At 39.4% G+C, this 21,589-nt stretch carries 19 protein-coding genes; 8 read left to right on the top strand and 11 right to left on the bottom strand.

All coding sequences use genetic code 11. The annotated features are described in order from the left end of the window. Positions 1 to 5 precede the first annotated feature (5 nt). The 8 genes from VYJ22_RS05905 to VYJ22_RS05870 all read right to left on the bottom strand — a co-directional run bounded on the left by VYJ22_RS05905 (position 6) and on the right by VYJ22_RS05870 (position 8,106). Positions 6 to 1,511 carry an oligosaccharide flippase family protein gene (locus tag VYJ22_RS05905; protein ID WP_329902983.1) on the bottom strand — a complete coding sequence of 502 codons (1,506 nt, stop codon included), beginning with the start codon at positions 1,509 to 1,511 and terminating at the stop codon, positions 6 to 8. Positions 1,512 to 1,515: 4 nt separating this feature from the next. Further along, complete coding sequence (gene aroC / locus VYJ22_RS05900) at positions 1,516 to 2,589, bottom strand: chorismate synthase (protein WP_329902982.1); 1,074 nt, start codon at positions 2,587 to 2,589, stop codon at positions 1,516 to 1,518. Positions 2,590 to 2,681: 92 nt separating this feature from the next. Beyond that, a complete protein-coding gene (locus tag VYJ22_RS05895; protein ID WP_329902980.1) occupies positions 2,682 to 3,260 on the bottom strand; it encodes an FKBP-type peptidyl-prolyl cis-trans isomerase in 579 nt (192 codons plus the stop codon). Positions 3,261 to 3,313: 53 nt separating this feature from the next. Further along, positions 3,314 to 3,724, bottom strand: a complete 411-nt coding sequence (locus VYJ22_RS05890) for a hypothetical protein (protein WP_329902978.1) — start codon at positions 3,722 to 3,724, stop codon at positions 3,314 to 3,316. A 66-nt stretch (positions 3,725 to 3,790) separates the two neighbouring features. After that, positions 3,791 to 4,189, bottom strand: a complete 399-nt coding sequence (locus VYJ22_RS05885) for a hypothetical protein (RefSeq protein ID WP_329902977.1) — start codon at positions 4,187 to 4,189, stop codon at positions 3,791 to 3,793. A gap of 49 nt (positions 4,190 to 4,238) precedes the next feature. Further along, on the bottom strand, positions 4,239 to 4,823 hold the full coding sequence (locus tag VYJ22_RS05880; RefSeq protein ID WP_329902976.1) for an RNA polymerase sigma factor: 585 nt from the start codon (positions 4,821 to 4,823) through the stop codon (positions 4,239 to 4,241). Positions 4,824 to 4,885: 62 nt separating this feature from the next. Next, complete coding sequence (locus VYJ22_RS05875; RefSeq protein WP_329905582.1) at positions 4,886 to 7,429, bottom strand: ATP-dependent Clp protease ATP-binding subunit; 2,544 nt, start codon at positions 7,427 to 7,429, stop codon at positions 4,886 to 4,888. A gap of 116 nt (positions 7,430 to 7,545) precedes the next feature. Next, positions 7,546 to 8,106 carry a DUF2284 domain-containing protein gene (locus VYJ22_RS05870; RefSeq protein ID WP_329902975.1) on the bottom strand — a complete coding sequence of 187 codons (561 nt, stop codon included), beginning with the start codon at positions 8,104 to 8,106 and terminating at the stop codon, positions 7,546 to 7,548. Positions 8,107 to 8,200: 94 nt separating this feature from the next. Between VYJ22_RS05870 and VYJ22_RS05865 the strand changes: the two genes are divergently transcribed. The 4 genes from VYJ22_RS05865 (at position 8,201) to queG (ending at position 12,858) form a co-directional block, all read left to right on the top strand. Beyond that, a complete protein-coding gene (locus tag VYJ22_RS05865) occupies positions 8,201 to 9,694 on the top strand; it encodes a transglutaminase domain-containing protein (protein ID WP_329902973.1) in 1,494 nt (497 codons plus the stop codon). Positions 9,695 to 9,777: 83 nt separating this feature from the next. Then, on the top strand, positions 9,778 to 10,635 hold the full coding sequence (locus VYJ22_RS05860; RefSeq protein ID WP_329902972.1) for a hypothetical protein: 858 nt from the start codon (positions 9,778 to 9,780) through the stop codon (positions 10,633 to 10,635). Between the two features lie 149 nt (positions 10,636 to 10,784). Further along, positions 10,785 to 11,858, top strand: a complete 1,074-nt coding sequence (locus tag VYJ22_RS05855; RefSeq protein ID WP_329902970.1) for an HU domain-containing protein — start codon at positions 10,785 to 10,787, stop codon at positions 11,856 to 11,858. Further along, on the top strand, positions 11,851 to 12,858 hold the full coding sequence (gene queG, locus VYJ22_RS05850) for a tRNA epoxyqueuosine(34) reductase QueG (RefSeq protein ID WP_329902969.1): 1,008 nt from the start codon (positions 11,851 to 11,853) through the stop codon (positions 12,856 to 12,858). Before VYJ22_RS05855 ends, queG begins: the two co-directional genes overlap by 8 nt. 37 nt (positions 12,859 to 12,895) lie before the next feature. On the opposite strand, the gene VYJ22_RS05845 is transcribed toward queG, so the two are convergent. The 3 genes from VYJ22_RS05845 to VYJ22_RS05835 form a co-directional block, all read right to left on the bottom strand. Continuing rightward, complete coding sequence (locus VYJ22_RS05845; RefSeq protein ID WP_329902968.1) at positions 12,896 to 13,657, bottom strand: SDR family NAD(P)-dependent oxidoreductase; 762 nt, start codon at positions 13,655 to 13,657, stop codon at positions 12,896 to 12,898. Positions 13,658 to 14,238: 581 nt separating this feature from the next. Continuing rightward, positions 14,239 to 14,478, bottom strand: a complete 240-nt coding sequence (locus VYJ22_RS05840) for a hypothetical protein (RefSeq protein WP_329902967.1) — start codon at positions 14,476 to 14,478, stop codon at positions 14,239 to 14,241. A 245-nt stretch (positions 14,479 to 14,723) separates the two neighbouring features. Continuing rightward, positions 14,724 to 17,258: an alpha/beta hydrolase family protein gene (locus VYJ22_RS05835; RefSeq protein WP_329902966.1), complete on the bottom strand. Its 2,535-nt coding sequence runs from the start codon at positions 17,256 to 17,258 to the stop codon at positions 14,724 to 14,726. A 219-nt stretch (positions 17,259 to 17,477) separates the two neighbouring features. Here VYJ22_RS05835 and VYJ22_RS05830 point away from each other — a divergent pair, with 219 nt between their 5' ends. From VYJ22_RS05830 to VYJ22_RS05815, 4 genes are all read left to right on the top strand, one after another. Further along, positions 17,478 to 17,819 (top strand): zinc ribbon domain-containing protein YjdM, encoded by a 342-nt coding sequence (locus VYJ22_RS05830; protein WP_329902965.1) that lies wholly within the window; start codon positions 17,478 to 17,480, stop codon positions 17,817 to 17,819. A 483-nt stretch (positions 17,820 to 18,302) separates the two neighbouring features. Beyond that, positions 18,303 to 18,968 carry an ABC transporter ATP-binding protein gene (locus VYJ22_RS05825; RefSeq protein ID WP_329902964.1) on the top strand — a complete coding sequence of 222 codons (666 nt, stop codon included), beginning with the start codon at positions 18,303 to 18,305 and terminating at the stop codon, positions 18,966 to 18,968. 11 nt (positions 18,969 to 18,979) lie between these two features. After that, positions 18,980 to 20,272, top strand: a complete 1,293-nt coding sequence (locus VYJ22_RS05820; RefSeq protein WP_329902963.1) for an ABC transporter permease — start codon at positions 18,980 to 18,982, stop codon at positions 20,270 to 20,272. Between the two features lie 6 nt (positions 20,273 to 20,278). Continuing rightward, positions 20,279 to 21,550 carry an ABC transporter permease gene (locus VYJ22_RS05815; protein WP_329902962.1) on the top strand — a complete coding sequence of 424 codons (1,272 nt, stop codon included), beginning with the start codon at positions 20,279 to 20,281 and terminating at the stop codon, positions 21,548 to 21,550. The last annotated feature ends 39 nt before the right edge of the window (positions 21,551 to 21,589 follow it).

Below are 21,589 nucleotides of genomic sequence, written 5' to 3'. Positions count from 1 at the left end.
AAAAATTAAAAACCCCTTTTGGTTTTTATTTTTTGAAAGAATTCAGGCACAACTCTCAGATAATATGCCAGGATCGTGACGATGAATATAACAATAATTGAGCGAAAAAATAAATCTAACCATTTATTAAATAAAAATGGAATGCAAAAATTGATTCCTACAACCACACTCAGCAGTAATATTATCTTGAAATAATTCAAAGAAAAGGGATTGGCTTTGATGCGCCAACTGATAAGGATTTGTTGTACTCCATAACTGATAGACATAGTTATGAGAGTAGCAACAGCTGCACCCACTATTCCAAGTTGAGGTATAAAAATAAGATTTGACACAATGGATAATGTAGTAACCAAAAAGGTATAATACAGATTCCAATGATAATATTTGGAACAACTGACAATGGGATTTCCATAATTGAACGTCAGTTCTACCAACTTTGCCAATCCCAAGAAGAAGACTACCCACTTACCTTGAGAGTAAATATGACCATTAGGTATGATAGCGAAAATGGTATCGATATTAAACCAAATGAGAAGGAAAATAATGGCTCCCGTAAAAAACTGATATAAGGTAATCTGTTTGTATAGGTTATTTACTCTATCAATATCATTATTCTTCATCGCGTCAGCCATGCCGGGAGTGGAAATACTAAGGATAGAGCGGGAAGGTATCTCAATAATAGCAACAATAAAGAATGCTATGGAAAAAATACCGGCCGAATTGAGTCCACCCGAATCAATAGAACTAACCATAAAAAGATCCATACGGCTGGCAAGTGTAGATCCGAATGATGCTACGACGTATAATCCGGTATATTTGAAAAAACTATGTTTTATTTCTTGAGTGATGTAAGTTGACTCATGTTTAAATGAAAGAGGTGTTATGCTCCTCAAATAAATTAATGCAAAAATCATACATAACCCGTAAGATGCGACAAATAAATATATAAATACAGACAAACTAATGTGGTGAAAGGCATATAATAGATACACTACAATGAGTAATAATCTCAATAATATCTCCCTAATAAACTTGGGTATAGCTATACGCATCAATTGTACGGCATATAACTCAAACGTGAGCCAAAATAACAAACACAGAGACAAAGGAATAACTTGGTAGTAATAAGTATTGAACAAGGCACTATTTCTGCTAAAAAAGGAGGAGATCGGCGCCTGTAAGATTAGGTACAAGGGTATAACAATAAGTGCTCCGCCCAAGGCAACTTTGATGAGATAATAGAAAAAACCATGATGGGGTCCGTGTTCAGGGCAATGAGGATTATCAGGCGAATCTTTGAAATAAGGAAAGAATCGAAATATTGATGAGGTCATACCCATCATAGAAAAACCGGATAGTAATGTAGCAACTTCAAGCAGGACACGAGTGAGCCCTATCTCTTCTGTTGTAAGGTAAGACGTGAGGATAAAAAATGTAGTAATAAATCCTATAAAAGCACCGGTATAAGTAATTATCGTTCCTTTGATGCTTTGTCGCAAAACGACGCCCATATTATTATATTTTAGACTTATTCATGAGGTAAAAATCAGCCAATACTATTGCAGCCATTGCTTCCACAATAGGGATGGCACGAGGAACTACACAAGGATCATGCCTGCCGGTAATGGTTATTTGGGCATTATGTTGCATCTTGTCTATAGTTTGTTGAGATTTAGATATGGATGCTGTGGGCTTAAAACCAACTCTAAATACGATATCCGCACCATTACTTATACCAGCCTGTATACCCCCTGAATAATTGGATCCGAAGCAGACATCATTGTCATGCATATACATGGAGTCATTGACTTCCGATCCTTTTCTTGCACACATATCGAATCCTCCACCATATTCAAAGGCCTTAACGGCATTGATACTCATCATAGCAAAAGCCATTTGGCTTTGGAGTTTATCATAGACAGGCTCTCCCAAGCCTGCCGGGACATTCTTAATGATACATTTAACCGTTCCCCCCGTACTATCTCCTTGGGTCTTTAATTTCGTGATATAATCATACATTAAGGAAGCTATTGCGGGATCAGGACATCGAACAGGATTGCTGTCAATATTCTCAAGTGTTAAAAGCTCATCTTTAATCTCTGACGTGGAAATAGGACCCACAGACTGAGTATAAGCTATAATAGAAATATTGAGTGGTGCTAAAATCAACTTGGCAAACTCGCCCACTACACAGCGGATGCCAGTCTCTCTAGCTGAAGCACGCCCCCCTCCCTCGAAGATAACGTGTCCGTACTTTTTCCAATATGTATAATCACCATGAGAGGGCCTGAAAGCCGTTTTAAGATCAGAATAATCACTACTTCTGACGTTTTTATTTTTGATGATAAAAGCAATGGGTGTACCGGTAGTAATGTCATTGGAAATCCCCGAGAGAAAATGAACTTCATCCGGCTCATCTCTCTGAGTAGATAGAGAAGATTGTCCAGGGCGACGTCTCTTCATAGCCTCCCTTAGACGATCCATATCAATCTTAAGACCGGATGGACATCCATCTATAACACCACCGATAGCTTCGCCGTGTGACTCTCCAAATGAGGTGAATTTAAAAAGATTACCAAATGAATTCATGAGTATAAGAATACCAATATTACATAATCAATACGGACTGTGAAACCCTGAAAGAGTTAAACAGTCCGTGTAAAAGAGTTTATCTTAATTTATTAATGGCAACATCCACCACCGCAGCCTCCGCCACAGCCTTCATCGGAAGAGTCTTCATCTCCACAGCCACAGCCACAGCCGCCACCATGTGAACCAAAGAAACCTTCAATTTCTTCCGCAGTTGCTTCATGAACATTTTTTACTTCTCCGATAAAATGCAAAGTTTCGCCTGCAAGAGGATGATTGAAATCCATCACCACTACATCTTCGCGAACCTCCATAACATTTCCCTGAAGCACGTTACCCTCAGAGTCTCTCATAGGCACAATATTACCTTCAAAAACAACAGAAGAGTCAAATTCATTCTTCTCATTCATGAACATGTCCTTGGGCAATTCTACTACAGCATCTTCCACGCGGTTACCGTAAGCATCTTCTACAGACAGCTCGAAATCGAACTTATCACCGGCAGATAATCCAAAAAGATTTTTTTCAAAAGCCGGTAGCATCATACCCATGCCATGGATATATTCCAATGGCTTTTCTGAGGTAGCCTGCTCCATCAACTCTCTTTCAGACTCAGAGCCAACATACAAATCGTATGTACACGCAACATATTTATTGGGTGAAATAGTCATATTTATCAATTTTTAAATGTAAAAGTTTACCAAAGATAACATAAAAAAAGAAACTATATAGAAGATTCCCTAACATACTGCTTGGCAAACTTCCTATTGGCTCTCCTCAGTTTAAGTAGTTTATCAATGGGTAGTATAGCTTTACATTTTGTATAATATTCTTTTTCCAATAAAGCCTCCTTGACCTTATTATTGAGAGACTGGTCAAAAAGAGCTTCTTTATCTTTGGTAGACAATGAATCGAAATTTGATTTACCGGAGTGCAACATAGACTTCCACAAATCAAACCTCTTGTTATCTAATTCTTTTAATATCGGCATCAATGCTTTCGACTCCGTAGGTGTAAGATTTAATTCTTTAGTAAGAAAAGCTTCTTTTTGAGCACGTATCTTTTCTCTCACCCGTTGCATCTCAAGACAATGATTATGTTTGTTTGTCCCTTCGGCCAAAACTGTAAATTGCATAGAGCATATTGTACAAAAGATTAAGACAAAAGGAATTATTCGACATGACTTCATAAATGCACTATTTTAAAATTCGGTTTTATAAAAGCTCTCATCCACCTTTTCCAAACAATCATCCATAAAATATTCCAAATACGCTTCATCTTCGCTAGCACCGATTTTGGTCTTATCGAGGGTGGCAATATTCTTGGATTGATACTCCAAAATATTATTATGATTTTGCGTATAATGCCTAAATATTTGAATACCGCCAATAAGTATAAGAAAAGAAGCCGCCATATACAGTAAGGGTTTCACCTTAGTCCTGAACGAAACCTTAGGAGAACTTTTGACGATGTCCGAATACATGTCGCACTGCTTTATAGACGACATAATCCTATTATCAAGCTCTTCAAAGAATCCTTCGGGCACACTATAATGGCTGGAACTGTCCGTTTTAGTCTGTATGTTATCAAAGTCTATCATAACAAATAATCTTACTCTTAATGTGATAGATAAATATTAGCAGAAAAGTTTAATCCTCTGTTTTTAAATATTGCTCCAATTTCTTTATCGCATGATGATAGCTAGCTTTAAGCGCTCCTTGAGAAGTACCGGTTATTGCCGACATCTGGTCATAAGGCATCTCATCATAATAACGTAATTGGAATACCAAACGCTGCTTTTCAGGCAGTTTGAGAATAGCTTTTTGAAAAGACTTTTCCGCTTCATCGCCATCAAAATAAGGATCAGCATTCAACTTATCCAATAGATAGAGATTATCATCAGTTATATTTACACGCATATCATTTTCGCGCTTATATTTTTTGATAAAATTTAGAGCCTCATATAAGGCTATGCGGTATAGCCATGTAGATATCTTGGCATCTCCTCTAAATCCATCAATAGCCTCCCATGCTTTTAGAAAAGTATTTTGTACAAGGTCGGCAGCATCCTGATGATCATAAACCATACGGCGCATTTGCCAATAAATGCGTTTACTATATAATTTAACCACAACAGAGAAAGCTTCTGAACGTGTCCGGGTATCTTCCAACATTTTCAGAAGCTGCTCGTCTGTCATAGATTTTGCAGATATGATGACTTTATCTTCACTCATATTTTCTATAGCCAGCAATAACTATAGTTACAAATATAATACAAAAAGCGAGTAGAATCGCCTTATTTCACTCTTACTATCCTTCCATCCTCAACTGAAAGGATCAATTTTTCGCCTTTTGCTATTTCACCTGATAATATCATATCCGTGAGTTTATCCTCTACTTCTTTTTGTAAAGCTCGCTTAAGAGGCCGAGCTCCATACTGCACATCATATCCTTGAGAAGCAATAAGGTCTTTGGCCTCATCAGTCAGTTCTATTTCGTATCCGGCTTTACGTATTCGGTCGGATATTGACTTAAGTTCTATATCAATAATAGAGCGTATTGATGCTTTGTCCAAAGAATCGAACAGAACTATTTCATCCAATCTATTTAAGAATTCAGGACTAAATGTTTTGTTAAGTGCCTTCTTTATCAAAGAATCTGAATACTCCTTATTGATTTCTGAAGAAACACTGTAACCGATGCCTCGGCCAAAGTCTTTGACTTGACGTGTTCCGACATTAGAAGTTATAATAATAACAGTATTTCTAAAGTCAATCTTGCGCCCTTCACTATCCGTCAGATAACCTTCATCCAAAACCTGTAGTAAAAGATTATAGACATCAGCATGCGCTTTTTCGATCTCATCTAGTAAGACTACGGAGTAAGGATGGCGTCTCACTTGTTCGGTAAGCTGTCCTCCTTCTTCATAGCCAACGTATCCGGGAGGAGCCCCTACTAAACGTGATACAGCAAACTTCTCCATATACTCACTCATATCTACTCTGATCAAAGCATCGTCGGAGTCAAAAAGGTATCTGCTCAATTCTTTAGCCAAGTGAGTTTTTCCAACTCCCGTAGGGCCTAAGAACAAAAATGTACCTATAGGTCTTTTCTCATCTCTCAGACCTAAGCGACTTCGTTGGATAGCTTTGGTGAGTTTATCTACAGCCTCATCTTGTCCCACTACTGATTTTTTAAGATTGAGCGCCATGTCTTTTAGACGAATATTCTCCTCCTGAGCAATTCGCTCCACAGGCACACCTGTCATCAGAGCCACGACTTTAGCAACATCTTGTTCTGATACGGTCTCTCTATGGTTTACCATCTCCTTTTGCCAGTTTATTTTAGCTTCGGCTATAGCTGTCTCCAAAGATCTTTCCTTGTCACGGAACGATGCGGCTAGCTCGTAGTTCTGAGCTTTCACTGCATTTAATTTATTTTCTTGCAATGAAGAAAGTTCGGTCTCCATATTTTCAATTTCCACGGGCACCCCTATTTTTGAGATATGTACACTTGCACCACTTTCATCCAATGCATCAATAGCTTTATCAGGGAAGAAACGCCCATTGACATATCTATCAGTCAAATCTACTGCGGCCTTTATCGCTTCATCTGTGTAGTTTACAAAATGATAATTTTCATAGTGTGACTTGATATTTCTCAATATCTCAAGAGTTTCGTCTTTGGTCGACGGTTCTACCTGTACCTTTTGGAATCTTCTCTCAAGGGCACCATCCTTCTCTATGTTCTTTCTATATTCGTCTATAGTCGTGGCTCCTATACATTGCAATTCACCACGAGCCAGGGCAGGCTTAAGCATATTGGCAGTATCCATAGATCCGGCAGCAGATCCGGCTCCCACTATGGTGTGCAACTCATCAATAAAAAGAATTATATTAGTATTCTTCTTCAGTTCGTCTATTATTGCCTTAAGTCTTTCTTCAAACTGGCCTCTGTATTTGGTACCGGCCACAAGCAATCCTAAGTCCAAACTAACAATACGCTTGTCAAATAATACTCGGCTTACTTTTCTTTGCACTATCCTTTGAGCCAATCCCTCAACAATCGCACTTTTACCCACACCGGGTTCTCCTATCAGCACAGGATTGTTTTTCTTTCTTCTACTAAGGATCTGTATCACTCGCTCGATTTCACGAGTTCTTCCAACCACCGGGTCAAGTTTGCCTTTTTCAGCCAAAGCAGTAATGTCATTACCAAAACTATCAAGAGCAGGAGTACTACTGCCGGGTTCGTGAGTCACGGACGTAGCAGACGATGCTGAAGATTTCCCCACACCTGAAGCGGGTTTGTCTTGCTCATCATCCTGCATATTGTCGTTGTCGTCAAAATCATTATCCTTATAACCATTCAGCGGGTTATAATCCTGAGTCTGTAAAGATGAGTCTTCAAAAGCAACATCCATATTCATCAGTTTTTCTATATCTATATTCTTGTTCATAAAAAACTCTTTCAAATAGTTGTTATTCTGTGTCTGCAATACAGCCCACATAAGATGTAAAGGACTGATGGCATCATCGCCCCTCTCCTGACATATACGTGCAGCTCTTACAATACAATGTCTTGATTCGGAATCAAACACCGGTACCACAATTTGGTGACCATTATTATTGATACCTATAACCTCATTTTTGATCCTTTCTGATATTTCAGCAGGATCAAAGCCAAGATTGTACAAGAAGTCCGTGCCTGAGTTACCACCGCTTTCAATAATACCCAGAACAAGGATATCCGGTGTCACAATAGGCAATCTAAAACTCTCTGCAAGCCTATAGCTATTTTCCAAAGAATTTCTAAAGGTGTCAGTATAATTATAAGTCATAATATGAACAAAATTCAAAAACCATGCCATTATTCTTAAATTGATGCTGGGGTAAGGTTGTAATGAGGCATGGTTATCTATACAACGACTACAATATAACGTAAGTTCATTATTATTTATTCTTTTAGCAGGGCTCCTACCAAAAATAAATATTCCGGGAGTTTATCAGCGGTGCTCCACTGAATCTTTTGATTGAAATATCTTTCCATTGCAATACACACATCTCCGCCTAATGCTTCAATGGAGTAACGCAGTGTCGTGGGATAAATACAATCTTTGCCTAAAGCTTTAGCACAATACTCACAAGTTTCACACCGACCTGGGTTTAGCGCTAGCGAACCCACACATAGGCGCTCACTAGCCATAAGCTCGTTATTCATTCTGACTTTCTCCTTCGACAAGGTTTTGGTTATTATGCTATGGAGAGCATCAGGACTTAAATGTTGTTGTGTAACATGTTTATCAAAAATAATCTTTCGTCCCCACAATCTCAACATAAAATATCTATTCCATACAGACATTATGTCAAAATCAAAGGGCGGACAAGACCAAATCTTACCATAATGAGGGCAATTATAGCAAAATGCCTGTATTCTAACCACATCTACACATCCCTGCATAAATTCACGTACATTAATGTCTTTTTTGTAATCTACAAGCTCATATTTAACACTCATTTTGCAGGGACAATACAAATAGAAAAATTACTTTTGCAATCGCAAAATCAAATTTACTTAAACTTAAATTATATTCATAATAATTGATAAAAAAATGAAATCTTTATCTAAGAGAAAAAGTCTTATCTTTTCTACCCTCTGTGCATGTTCGTTATTGTTCTCATGCTCCAAAGAAACTCCGGAAATACAGCCTGACAATGCTGAAAAAACAAAAACCGAGGATACCAAACCGATACCCGGATCGACTACCCCAACCTTATCTGACACTCCTGATTATAAGGCAAAGAACATGATGGACTCTCTTTTTCATGTCATGGAAGAAGCTGCTCTCGGTTGGAAGAGAACTGTAAATGTTGAGAAATTCAATATCAGGGCACACAAAACAGGCTCAGGAGAAGACTACCAATCCCTCTTCTATAAATTTGTAGAAAGCCATCCATACCTGTTCCATCTGCATTCTTCGTGGATAAGAATTCAGTACAACCCTCAAACAGATCTGCTTAATCAGTTTGAATTTTCTTACAGAAACAGCGATATTGATAAATCATCCTATGTACGCAACTATATACAAGCCGTAGAAACAGCTTACAAATCGACAATCGAAAACGGGATGAAACCTATAGACGTCTTTTATTCCATCCACAATTATGTAGGAGAAAAAACCTTTTATCAGGAGAACTCCCAGGCCCATGATGCATACGGCTCCCTGGTTACCGGCAAGGCTGTATGCGAAGGATATAGCCGTGCCCTATTTAGACTCCTCAACCCGTTGGACATCCAAGTGATTTGTTGTACCAGTGCAAGACATATGTGGAATAGGGTGAAACTCGATAACTCATGGTACAACTGCGATGTTACTTGGGACGACAATGAATCGAAAGACAGAGCTCAAAACAGAGCTCGATTTATGCTCACATCCGACAGCAAGTTCTATAGTATGGACAATCATGACAGAATCAGTCACGAGGGAGATACTCTCACGGTAAACAACAGAAAGTTCGAAGGATCCAATTATTTCTTCAGAAATAACACGTACAACTCGAACGCACATTTCAAAAAAGGATACTGGTATTATCTTGATCTTAATAAGATGTCTATCAACAGAGATGCCCTTGACGGCAAAGGTCCTCAGCAACTACATCAATGCAAACAATCATATTACACCCATTCATTATACAAAAAGGTGGAATTTGGCGAAAATAAGATATTTTTCATCGAAAGTTCCGATAATGAATTCATGATTTCATCTATTGATTATGACGGTAAGAATTATAAAGTTGAGAAAAAGGTAACTCGTAATGAGCTTATGTATGACAAGAGCATAAATCTTGAACCCGGAAAAAAGAGCGACAGATATATTGATCGCCATGTCTTATTGGGCGAGATAGCACTCTGTAAATATGTGATGATGTTTTATAACAATGGTAAGTATTATAAATTCAGTAATACAAGCGAGTGTGGAAAGATCCGAAAATTGATATATAATGCGGAACAAGCATGCAAAAACAAGACTACAGCCCAGTATCAATATTTCTATAATGAACTCACTAAATGCAGAAAATCATACCCCAGCAATATGCCTATGTAAATAGCTGATGTCTAAAAAATAATATCCCAAATACTTTTAATATATTTGGGATATTATTTTACACCTACAATTGACATCCACTCATGAAAAAGATTTTTACAACAAACTTCTACAGCATGTTCCTACTGTTGCTATTCAGTTCTTGTAATACTTATTACTATGCTCAGGTTGCCCCGGTATCAAGAGAGAAAGTCAAAGTTGAAAATAATTATATGCAAGTCACAAAAGACAGTATATACATCACTTATAACTTCCTTTCAGAATATTACCCCGTAGAAATAACTATAGAGAACAGAACTTCACATCCCATTCTCATTAATTGGGAAGAGTCAGGAATGATTCTGAACGGGGTTATGCACACCTATGCCAACACCAATTCGCCCATACGCATTACAGGCTCTTCGTGGGAAACATCGAGCCATAGCAGTTCACTATCTAATAGTAACATGAATGGGGTTGTCAAAAACGAACTTTTGGCAACATTCCTCCCTCCTATGAGTTCCAAGACCTACTATCCTAAGCAGATTGCAAAAATACCCATAGACAAGATTGATAAAAAATTATATGAAAAAAGAAAGGTATTTCTCAATGACAACCTCGAAAGCTTGCCTATATATTCCCCACGCGAAGGCGACTCTAAAATCAAATTTCGTAGTTATATAACCGCCTCGATACCTTCACTCAATCAAAAGATTATTTTTGATGATGAATTTTATGTATCAGCCCTATTCCACTCGGGTTATAAAATCCCAAACATACAGCAAATGTTTACTCAAAATTTGCACTTCCCTGCCTTTAAGATGGGCTCGCCCATGGTTTATATCAAGAGCAATAATACGCTCAAAGCCATAGGATATAGTCTTCTCCTTGGAGGATTAGCGGGTGGTATGGGAGCTATTTTGCCCGATACTCAAACTCCTACCGATCAACAATCTCGCTAGATCAAAAACATCCGTGACATAGGATTAAGTGAGGTAACAAACAATATTTTGCCCTTCGAACACGACCTCATCAATAAGAAAATCACTATATTTGTATAATAGAAAAGAAAGAGCAATATAATCCCAAAGTATAAACAAGCATTTAAAGTATGAACTCACGTATAGTATCGCACATCAAACGAAACATATTGTTGCATCAATGCGTAGTAGTACCGGGCTTGGGTGGTTTCGTGATGCAAACCATACCTGCATACTTTAATCGCGAAGAGCACTTAGCATATCCCCCTAAAGAACAAATACATTTCAACGAATTTCTCAATCATCGTGACGGATTGTTAGAGGAGAGCTATGCACGTGTTTATGCCGTATCTCTCAGGCGAGCCAGAGTAATGCTCGAAGAAGACATCAAGATACTCCGCCAAGAATTGATTTCGGAGCGCATAGTTGATTTGGGAGGGATAGGCAAACTATCATTGAGTGAAGGCGGTAAATTATCCTTTTCCAATACAGTCAAAGAAGATCGCTTTGCGGGGTGTGCATATGGTCTTATTCCCGTATCCTTACCTATTCGTATAGAAGAGAGAGCTGCTATGCAATCAGAGACTTCTCATAACCAGAAAGAAGCTATACATGCGGAATCCACACCCACCGAGCTTATACCATCAACAGGTATACCTCAGATATCTATGCACAAAGAGGGCTACGTATATATACCTAAGAAAGTCATACACATAGCGGCTGCCGTAATATTGCTTTGCCTGTGCATTTTGCCTTTCGGATCTGTCAAAGAAACCAATCGCAACTACACTGCGAGTTTTGTTCCTACTGAAATCACGGCCAATAAGCTATGGAGTAATAATTGGAAAGAAGTATTCAAGCAATCAGAACCCGCAACAAACAAAAGTGTAGAGATATCTCCTCAGGATCAGCGTTTTTCCTCAAGTAGTCATGATAATAACATTCGCATCATCACTTCGCCCACAAACAGTAAGCGATATTATGTAGTCATAGCTACGATCAAAGATGTAAAAAAAGCGACGAGCTATTATCAGGCTCACGTAGATGCAGCTATACTCCCTCATGCGGGTATGCTCCAAAGCAAATCCATCAATCGCATATTTGCCGACTCTTTCGATACAGCCAAAGAAGCCTATACGTATCTCAATCAATTGACCAAAAACCAGCCACAGCACAGCACGGCATGGGTTTATCTAAGTGAATAAAAAGCATCCACTTTCCCTGCAAGACCAAACTCTCCTTATTAAGGATCATGCGCTCAAGCTTGGATTCAGAGCGTGCGGTATAGCTTCGGTAGCATCACTTCCACAGGATATCATGCAGCAGTACAATAATTGGATAGCCTCCGGTCATCATGGCTCTATGTCTTATCTCGAACGCAATGTAGAGTTGCGCCAAAATCCGGGTCTGTTGGTTCCGGACACTCGCTCTGTCATTGTGGTGGCACAAAATTATTACCCCAAAGTCAAGCAGGATCCCGACAAACCCCAATTTGCCTACTATGCCTACGGAAGAGACTATCACAAAGTGGTCAAGAAAAAGTTGGACAAGTTGCTACAATTCATCCGCGAATATATTGATCCGGATGTCCAAGGGCGGTCATTTGCCGATTCTGCTCCCATCATGGAGCGTTACTGGGCACAGCAAAGCGGTATAGGCTGGATAGGCAAAAACGGACTTATCATCATCCCCAATCACGGCAGTTACTTTTTTCTGGGAGAATTGCTGATCAATATGGAGCTTTTTCCCGATAATCCCATGGCTAGCAAATGTGGCTCCTGCACACGATGCATGGATAGTTGCCCCACACAAGCCATAGTAAACCCCACGATCATTGATGCCCGCAGATGCATTAGCTATCTTACCATTGAGAACAAAGATGAGATACCGGAAGAACTGGCATCACATCTCGAAAACAGGATCTATGGCTGCGATGCTTGCCAACAATGTTGCCCATGGAATCGTTTTGCACGCCCCACGGATGAGGATGATTTTACTCCTAAACCACATTTTTGGGAAATTGATTACCATACGATCCATGACATGGATGAGTCCTCATACATGCATCATTTTAGTGGTATGGCCATCAAAAGAGCAGGACTTGATGGGCTAAGAAAAAACCTTAGAGCTCTACATAAGCAGGCTGGCAAACAAGCCCGCTCACAAGGTAAAGACAGAGACTCACTCAAAGAGAACAAGGAATAGTCATCCCATCGTCACAATATTTAGACACAACAGTCTCTTATAATTTCTTATAGAAATTAGAGCTGTTGGCTTGAGCTGTAGGCATTACCACCATATCGTTGATATTGACATGCTGCGGTAGAGATAGGATAAAAAGCACACATGTGGCAATATCATCACCTTTGAGGGGTTCGTAGCCTTTGTACACGGTAGCAGCTCTATCTGCATCCTGATGGAATCTCACTACAGAAAACTCAGTTTCCACTGCACCCGGACACACCTGAGACACCTTGATCCCGGAAGATAACAGATCAATGCGCATAGCTTTGGTAAGAGCATCCACAGCATGCTTGGTGGCACAGTAAACATTGCCATTGGCATAAACCTCTTTACCGGCTATGGAGCCAATATTAATGATATGTCCCCTCCCCTTCTTTTTCATCAATGGGACTATGGAGCGTGTCACATACAGCAGTCCCTTGATGTTGGTATCTATCATCTTTTCCCAGTCTTCTATATTGCCCAGATCTATAGGGTCAAGTCCTGAGGCCAACCCGGCATTATTGACCAAGATATCTATACTGCACCAGTCTTCGGGTAGCGACTGTATAGCCTTGAATACATCTTTCTGGTTGCATATATCGAATGAAAGGGTTTTGACTTTGGTGCCGTTTTTCTCCAAGTCTCTTTTTAGCTCTTTGAGGCGCTCAGCCCTTCGTCCGGTGAGGATAAGGTCATACTTGTTTTCTGCTGCCATCTTTTGGGCAATAGCTTTACCGATACCTGAGGTGGCACCGGTAATCAGTGCGATTTTTTTCATAAGAATTCTTGATTAGAACGTTATGCTACCAAAAATACGAATTCCTATTCATACCCCACCTATAAACCATTGAGATATTCAGTTAATAGGATTTGTGTCAGTGAGATAAAATAAGAGAAGTACAAATTGGCCTGACATAGAGTCATGTAATAACTCAGCATCGTTCTTAATATCACGAAAATAAATGAATAGACATGTGACTCAATGTCATGGCCCATATATCTTTTATGATAATAATTATCAGCTCGAATGCGGTATAGAATTGGTGTTTTCGGCATAGGGGTACGGACCTCAGGACGAATATGTCGACAGTTTCGGGCGAATATGTCGACAGTTTCGGGCAAATATGTCGACAGTTTCGGGCGAATATGTCGACAGTTTCGGGCAAATATGTCGACAGTTCCAGGCGAATATGTCGACAGTTTCGGGAGGACATGTCGACATGCGGTATCACATAAGCAAAATTATCATCATAGAGTTCTATACAATGCGCAGATGACATGCTCGTTGGTCTCCAAAATAGAATATGCAATGTGCTTGTTTTGACAATATTGATTGAGCCGTGCAAATACGATGTTTCGTTACTTTGTGCTTTGGATATGCGTGGATTTATCCCGCCTCAAAAGCTCTTTGATGTTTAGATTATGACTGTATAAACTCAATATCACAACTAAGAAGTCACACATAATGTAGGCATATATGATATATACGATCGGCTTATTAATAATAAACACAGAGCCTGCACTGACGAAATCACGTATTAGAGACCGTTGCATAGCAGGCAAATTGCTTCGTTGCTTGCTAGATTCGCGCTTGGCCATTTACCTGAAGCAAACTCCCTGTGCTCTCACTCTTAGCGCCTTGCACTTTACCCTCTCTGCCCGGTCAAAGTGTCTTTTGTCGGCTTTGCCTCCAAAATCCACAAGACTGTTGACTTTTGCAACAGTCTCTATTAGGCTATGATGGTGACATAAGCTGAAAATACACACAAAAAAAGAGGCATAAAAGGGATTTCCTTTTATGCCTCTGTATACTCATCAAGCCGGTGTTATAAACTACCCGCGGCCTATAAGTTTTGTTTGGGATACATAGTGTCCCACCAGGATGGATCATCTTTGAGCCACTTGGCAAACCAGGCAAACATGGTATGCGTCCATGCGATCTTACGCGAAGGCTCTAAGATAAAATGATCTTGACCGGTAAACTCGATAAACTCAACTTCCCGTCCCAATATCTTGAGGGCATTGTACATATTGGTACTCTCTGCCGTGGGCACATTGGTATCGGCCGATCCATGAAGCAAGAGCAGGGGTGTGTGTATTTTATCGGCATTGAAGAGTGGACTATGCTTGACGTACAAATCAGGGTTATTCCAAGGGAAGCTCCCTGCTGATGCTACAGTGCTATAGCCCATGCCCCAGTAGCCGCTACCCCAATAATTGCTGATGGATGTAATACCTGCGTGGCTGATGGCACAGGCAAATATGTCGGTTTGGGTCTGCAGGTATTGTGTCATAAAACCTCCATAGCTGGCACCGAAACAACCGCTCTTTTTGGCATTGACAAAGTCGTGCTTTTGAGCAAAGTCTTTCACTGCTCCTATGATATCATTGGCTGTATAATCTCCCCATGCATTGATATGACGTGCTGCAAATTGCTGCCCGTAGCCTGTAGAGCCACTGGGATTGAGGGTATATACCACATAGCCCTGAGCAGCATACATAGCCAGAGAGTACGTACCCTCGAGCGTACGCTGTATAGGGCTTGTACCTCCGTAATAATATACAAGCATGGGGTACTTCTTTTGGGGGTCAAAATTGGGGGGGAGGTAATACCAACCATCGATCTTGGAGCCATCGGGAGCTTGATACACCCAGTCTTGAGCCGGGGTGAAAGTAACGTGCGCCAGCTTCTCAGCAGACAGGTCGTACAAGAGCTTACTCTTGTTTACCCCCTCAAGGATATAGAGGCGATCAGAGTTATTGGCACTTTGCCCCATATACCAGATATTGCCACCATAGGGAGCTACCGAGTAGCTACGGACTACATCCTCCTTGACCTTGAGATCAGTGATTTTATTATTCTTGAGATCCAGCTTGTAAAGAGACTTACGACCTCCATTTTCGGCTGTAAAAAGGAGAGCATTGTTTTTCAAATCCATAGAAGTAGAGACTACTGCCGGATCAAAATCTTTGGTCAGAGGTATTACCTTGCGCGTGGTAATATCCATGCGAAACAATTGCTTGTCATAAGAATTGGCTAGTTTATCCTTGGGCAACTGCTTGCCGATACCGTCGAAAGCATTGGCAGATGCCGATATGAGAATATCATTGGTATGAGGTATAAACTCGGCATGATCTACTTCAAAAGCTCGCTTGATTATAGTATCTGTTTTACCTGTTTGGGGAGTATAGAGCATCACAGTAGTCTGATTGTATGGCGATTTGGTCCAGTCTGTACTGTAAATTCCTATTAGCAGTTTGCTCCCATCATCATTCATATCCATGAGCGAAACAGATTGGTAACCAAATGTAATGGGCTCATATATACCGCTCTCGATATGATATCGATAGATACGAGAGCGTTCCCTCCAGTTGGGCTGACGGTCATTAGGATCAAGTCTCCTGATCACTTTATCATCCTTTTGAGGGCCCTTCTCTTCTTCATAAGCATAGAGCGTTTTCTCATCAGGACTTACTTGAAAATTCTTGCCGGGAAGGCTCTCTACCCATACAGTCTTACGCCCTGTAGCGGGATTCACCTGCAACAGTTGGGTGACACTCCCCTTGGGGGATTGCTCCAAAAGCAAGTCACTCTTGGGCATCCAATAGCACTGGTTGAGGTCTTTGTCCGTTTTTAAGATTTTACCGGTGCGGTCACGCAACTCCGTATAAGTTGTAGACGCATCTACTTCTTTGATCACATAGTGCACCAAAGCATATTTTCCTGACGGAGATAAACTCACAGAAGTGAGACTCTTCCCTGTCATCATAAACGGCAAAGAGAAATATTCGCGTCGATTATTGGAAGCTAAAGAGTCAAGCTTAGGGAACTTCTTGTCAGGCTTAAATTCAACTTTAAAATCAGAGGAAACACTATCATGAGGTAGACTCAATGAGCGTATTATAAGGTGGCGTGTCGATGCTTCAAAAGTAATTTTTGTTTTGAGAGCCGGCACAGAGTCAGCATTTTTATTGACATCTTCACTTGCAGCCAAAAGTGTATTACCGTCATAAATCGCATATCGGCCATGTCCGTAAATGAGCATATCACCCGTGGTATAAGTGTTGATAGTGGGGGCAAAGGTGAAAATACTGAGACATGAAGAGCTATTCTTCTGAGGCCTATCGACTTTGAAGAAGCCCTTGGCTCCGGTTGTAACCATTTTCCCCTTATGCTCGTCAGGAGTGTACGGGGTTTTGAGCAACTCATCTATAGAGAATACTTTGTTTTGTGAATTGACCGAATCAACGATGAGAGGAGCAGATGTTGTGTAAGGTCCATACTGCAGGGCTTTGGTCAGAATTTGTCCGTTTGCACGTACGGAAATAATCGCCACCATGGTAATCGCTAAGATTAATTTGAGCGTGGAATGTTTCATATATTAACTGGTATTTTATTCATTATCGAAGCAAATATACTAAACATCTAATTACTTTAGCTTAGAAAATACAAAGTATTGGTCTCAATGGAATTATTGCGAGTCATTGTAGATCTAAGGGCTATACTAAGACAATACTATAACCTATTGGCAGGGGCAGAGATTTGACCTTTAGGATTAGAATAGCTAATTTTGTGTCATTCAACAATTATTTTTATAATGAACGACGCAATGGTCTGCCCGAAATGCAACTCGGAATATACCTATGAAAATGGTATACTCATAACTTGTACACAATGTTTTTATGAATGGAATCCCCAAGAACTTGCTATTGAAGAAACCTCAGAAGCTAAGGTATTAGACTCCAACGGAAATGAACTCCTTACAGGCGATACCGTAATAGTAATAAAAGATCTTCCGGTAAAAGGAGCACCAAAACCTATAAAAGCGGGTACAAAAGTCAAAAATATCAGATTGGCTGAAGGCGATCATAATATAGATTGCAAAATCGATGGCTTCGGTGCCATGGCTCTCAAAAGCGAATTTGTGCGGAAAGCTTAGTCTTAATTAAAAACCATAAAAAGAACCATATCGTAATCCTTCATTTGGGGGATGGCGATATGGTTTTCTTTTTAGCTAAATCAGAGGTATACTTGACTTCAATTCTTTATGAAGATACCGGTATCGAATCAGGCCCCCTCAAAGATAAAGCTGTCATTTGATTTTTTTTCATCCTGTCTTTTTGTATAACTGTTATATTTTCCCTCTATTATCTCTCTACAAATTTAACGAAACACAATAAAATCGCCCGAAAACCAGCAACACAAACAGCTAAACAACAGATAATTAAAAATAAATAAAATAAATTGAATAAATATTTTTGACCAAAGTATTGTAAATATCAATTATAATTTAATATATTTGCGGTGTACTAATTTAGTAGAACACTAAAATGATTATAAAATAATGAGAAAAAATAAATAATTTATTTCTGTAATCTCTGTAAAAAATTTGCGTCTAAGAAATAAAATATAAAATTCAGGCATGATAACACTAAGAGGTATTCACAAAACTTATCAAGGGGCACAGCCTTTACACGTACTCAAAGGAATAGACCTGACCATAGATCAAGGTGATCTTGTAGCGATAATGGGAGCATCAGGCTCAGGCAAGAGTACACTACTCAATATATTGGGAATTCTGGACACATATGACGAAGGCTCCTACTATATCGAACAGGAACTGATAAAAGATCTATCGGAAAACCGTGCCGCCGAATTGCGAAGCACTCATATCGGATTTGTATTCCAATCATTTAATCTGATTTCTTTTAAGAACGCACTTGAGAACGTTGCTCTCCCTCTCTATTATCAAGGTGTATCTCGCAAAGAAAGAAACAATATAGCAATGGAGTATCTCGATAAAGTTGGACTCACAAACTGGGCTCACCATTTACCCAATGAACTATCTGGTGGTCAAAAGCAAAGAGTAGCTATAGCTCGTGCCCTCGCAGCAAACCCCAAAGTTATACTGGCGGATGAACCCACAGGAGCTTTGGACAGTGTAACGACCGTAGAAGTCATGGAACTTCTGAAAAAATTAAACAAAGAGGGTATGACCATGATCATCGTTACACACGAAAAGTCTGTCGCAGAGGAATGCAACCGCATTATTCATATTAAAGACGGAATAATCACAAACGATAATTAATATCCCCCACCATGTTTATTAATAGAGATAGCATACAAGAAATAACAGCAACATTAAGAACCAATAAGCTGCGAACATTGCTCACAGGCTTTTCGGTGGGTTGGGGCGTATTACTATTAGTAATATTGTTGAGTGCAGGTACGGGGGTAAGAAACGCTGCTCAAAACAATATTGATAAAAGCGGACAAAACGATGCTTCGGCAGAATTAAACGCAGGATATACCTCTAAAGTTTATAAAGGATTTGATAAGTGGCGCATGGTAAAGCTTACAGTGGAAGATTGTGAATTTCTTCAAAAAAATAATCCTGAAATAAAAGAGATGTCACCTTTCAAAGAAAAATGGAATTGTAAAATAGCCTATAAAGATAAGAGCATAATGACTCCTATCATGGGAGTAAATGAACAGTACAGCAAAATACGAAAACTCACATTTATTTCAGACAATAGCCGTTACATCAACATCGGTGACATTAACGGAAATAGCAAGGTAGTCATACTCAACAGCAGTATTGCCAAAGAACTTTTTAGCGATGAGAAAGAGGTGAGTGGAAAAATTATAACCATAGATTCTATAGGGTTCAAAGTTATAGGGGTATTTGAAGGCAAAAACCAATGGGATAAAAACATTATTCCTTTATCTACAATGGTGCAACTCAAATTTGACAGAAAGAATCCAAATATCATGGATGGAATGCACTTCATATGCTATAATCTGGATGATAATAACAAAAACAAAGCTCTCTCTGAAAAAATACGTAAACAACTTTACCACAAGCTTTACTTCGACCCTAATGATGAATATGTAATGAACATAGATTCTCAAGCTGAAAGTTTAAAGTCCATGAATAAAATAATGGAAGGGTTAAACACTTTCCTTTGGATAATAGGGCTCAGTACATTAGCTATAGGAATTATAGGTATTATCAATATAATGCAGATCTCCGTAACCGAAAGACAAAGGGAAATAGGTATACGAAAAGCTTTGGGTGCGAAACCGCGTGATATTATCAGTATGATTCTGCAAGAATCTATCTTTGTCACCTTTATCTCAGGGCTCATTGGTCTTATCATAGGCGTAGGTATCATGTATATTGTATCCAACATCATGATGCAAACGGGAGCAGGTGCAGCCTCCGGCGCCGAATCGGAAGAAATGAAGTTTAGCCTTTTATTAGACCCTGTTATTACACTGCAAACGGCTTTAGCAACTTTGGCGGTTATGATCGGAAGTGGAGTCATAGCCGGATATCTCCCTGTAAAAAAAGCATTAAAAATACCCACCGTTGAAGCAATGAGAAATTAAAAAGTCATGAAAAAAATATTCGACAAAGATCGCTGGACTGAAATCTGGCATACTATCATAAGTAACAAAAAAAGAAGTATCATCACCTCTTTTGGTGTATTCTGGGGTATTTTTATGCTTATCTTACTGCTGAGTGCAGGCAAAGGATTTGAAAATGGCATCAATCTTATCACAGACGGCGTTAGTACCAATTCGGCTTTTTTCTGGACAAACAATACTTCCAAAGCCTACAATGGCTTCCGCAGCGGAAGATCATGGAGCCTTGATGTCAATGACTTTGAAAATATAAAAAAGATAGTACCCGAAATTGATAAAATAGCGACTGTTGACTGGGGGATGAGAAAAGACAAGAATGTGAGCTATAAAGAAAAGAGCGGAAATTACTCCGTATTGGGTGCACAACCTGATTTTTTCGAAATCATATCTTTCAATATGATTGAGGGGCGAAGGCTCACAGTCAATGATGACCTTGAGGAGCGCAAATACTGTATGATAGGAAGTGACATCAAAGAGAAACTTTTCGGATTGGAGAAATCTGTATTAGGCAAATCAATAAAAGTCAATAATCTATACTATAGTATTATCGGTGTGGTAGCTTCCAAAAGCGCTGTCAATATAGGAAGCAATCCTAAAAGCACAGTATATATACCGGGTAGTATTCTCAGAAAAGTGAATAAGAAAGGAAGCAAGGTAGAAAATTTTTCGTTCTCCGTTCATAAGGATGTTGATATCAATCCTGTAATAGAAAAAGTAACCACCTTTTTAAAAAGCAGACATGATATAGCCCCTGATGATAAAGCAGCCATACAATACTTCAACTTGAGCAAAGTGTTCCAAACAATGAATAATATATCAACCTCTATCAATCTTTTGATCTGGATTGTGGGCATCGGCACTTTACTCACCGGTATTGTTGGTGTAAGCAATATTATGTTAGTTACCGTGCGAGAGCGCACAAGGGAAATAGGTGTACGAAGAGCTTTGGGAGCAAAACCTCTTGATATTATCAGTCAGATATTATCTGAAGCAACATTACTTACTTTAATCGCTGGAGTCACGGGACTCATATTGAGTGTATTCATAATGGGAGTAATAGACAGTGCTATAGGAATACCCAAGTTTGATCACGACGGACTACCATTCTATAATCCCAATATTCCTTTTTGGCAAGCAGTCATATCAATGATGATCATTATAAGCGGTGGTATTCTCGGAGGATTACTACCGGCATACAGGGCCATCCAGATAAAAGCCATCGATGCCATACGTGATGAATAATAAATCTGTCGCATATAATCAAGAACATAATACAATTAC

Origin of the sequence: Porphyromonas pogonae (assembly GCF_036320655.1) — a bacterium.
In the GTDB taxonomy this organism is placed as follows: domain Bacteria; phylum Bacteroidota; class Bacteroidia; order Bacteroidales; family Porphyromonadaceae; genus Porphyromonas; species Porphyromonas pogonae.
Note: the sequence above shows the minus strand (reverse complement) of the source record. Positions and strands in the feature narration are given on the sequence as shown.

Bases quoted from the DNA above. Each gene is read 5' to 3' on its own strand.
- VYJ22_RS05905 (WP_329902983.1), bottom strand. From the start codon at position 1,511: ATGGGCGTCGTTTTGCGACAAAGCATCAAAGGAACGATAATTACTTAT.
- aroC (WP_329902982.1), bottom strand. From the start codon at position 2,589: ATGAATTCATTTGGTAATCTTTTTAAATTCACCTCATTTGGAGAGTCA.
- VYJ22_RS05895 (WP_329902980.1), bottom strand. From the start codon at position 3,260: ATGACTATTTCACCCAATAAATATGTTGCGTGTACATACGATTTGTAT.
- VYJ22_RS05890 (WP_329902978.1), bottom strand. From the start codon at position 3,724: ATGCAATTTACAGTTTTGGCCGAAGGGACAAACAAACATAATCATTGT.
- VYJ22_RS05885 (WP_329902977.1), bottom strand. From the start codon at position 4,189: ATGATAGACTTTGATAACATACAGACTAAAACGGACAGTTCCAGCCAT.
- VYJ22_RS05880 (WP_329902976.1), bottom strand. From the start codon at position 4,823: ATGAGTGAAGATAAAGTCATCATATCTGCAAAATCTATGACAGACGAG.
- VYJ22_RS05875 (WP_329905582.1), bottom strand. From the start codon at position 7,429: ATGACTTATAATTATACTGACACCTTTAGAAATTCTTTGGAAAATAGC.
- VYJ22_RS05870 (WP_329902975.1), bottom strand. From the start codon at position 8,106: ATGAGTGTTAAATATGAGCTTGTAGATTACAAAAAAGACATTAATGTA.
- VYJ22_RS05865 (WP_329902973.1), top strand. From the start codon at position 8,201: ATGAAATCTTTATCTAAGAGAAAAAGTCTTATCTTTTCTACCCTCTGT.
- VYJ22_RS05860 (WP_329902972.1), top strand. From the start codon at position 9,778: ATGAAAAAGATTTTTACAACAAACTTCTACAGCATGTTCCTACTGTTG.
- VYJ22_RS05855 (WP_329902970.1), top strand. From the start codon at position 10,785: ATGAACTCACGTATAGTATCGCACATCAAACGAAACATATTGTTGCAT.
- VYJ22_RS05845 (WP_329902968.1), bottom strand. From the start codon at position 13,657: ATGAAAAAAATCGCACTGATTACCGGTGCCACCTCAGGTATCGGTAAA.
- VYJ22_RS05840 (WP_329902967.1), bottom strand. From the start codon at position 14,478: ATGGCCAAGCGCGAATCTAGCAAGCAACGAAGCAATTTGCCTGCTATG.
- VYJ22_RS05835 (WP_329902966.1), bottom strand. From the start codon at position 17,258: ATGAAACATTCCACGCTCAAATTAATCTTAGCGATTACCATGGTGGCG.
- VYJ22_RS05830 (WP_329902965.1), top strand. From the start codon at position 17,478: ATGAACGACGCAATGGTCTGCCCGAAATGCAACTCGGAATATACCTAT.
- VYJ22_RS05825 (WP_329902964.1), top strand. From the start codon at position 18,303: ATGATAACACTAAGAGGTATTCACAAAACTTATCAAGGGGCACAGCCT.
- VYJ22_RS05820 (WP_329902963.1), top strand. From the start codon at position 18,980: ATGTTTATTAATAGAGATAGCATACAAGAAATAACAGCAACATTAAGA.
- VYJ22_RS05815 (WP_329902962.1), top strand. From the start codon at position 20,279: ATGAAAAAAATATTCGACAAAGATCGCTGGACTGAAATCTGGCATACT.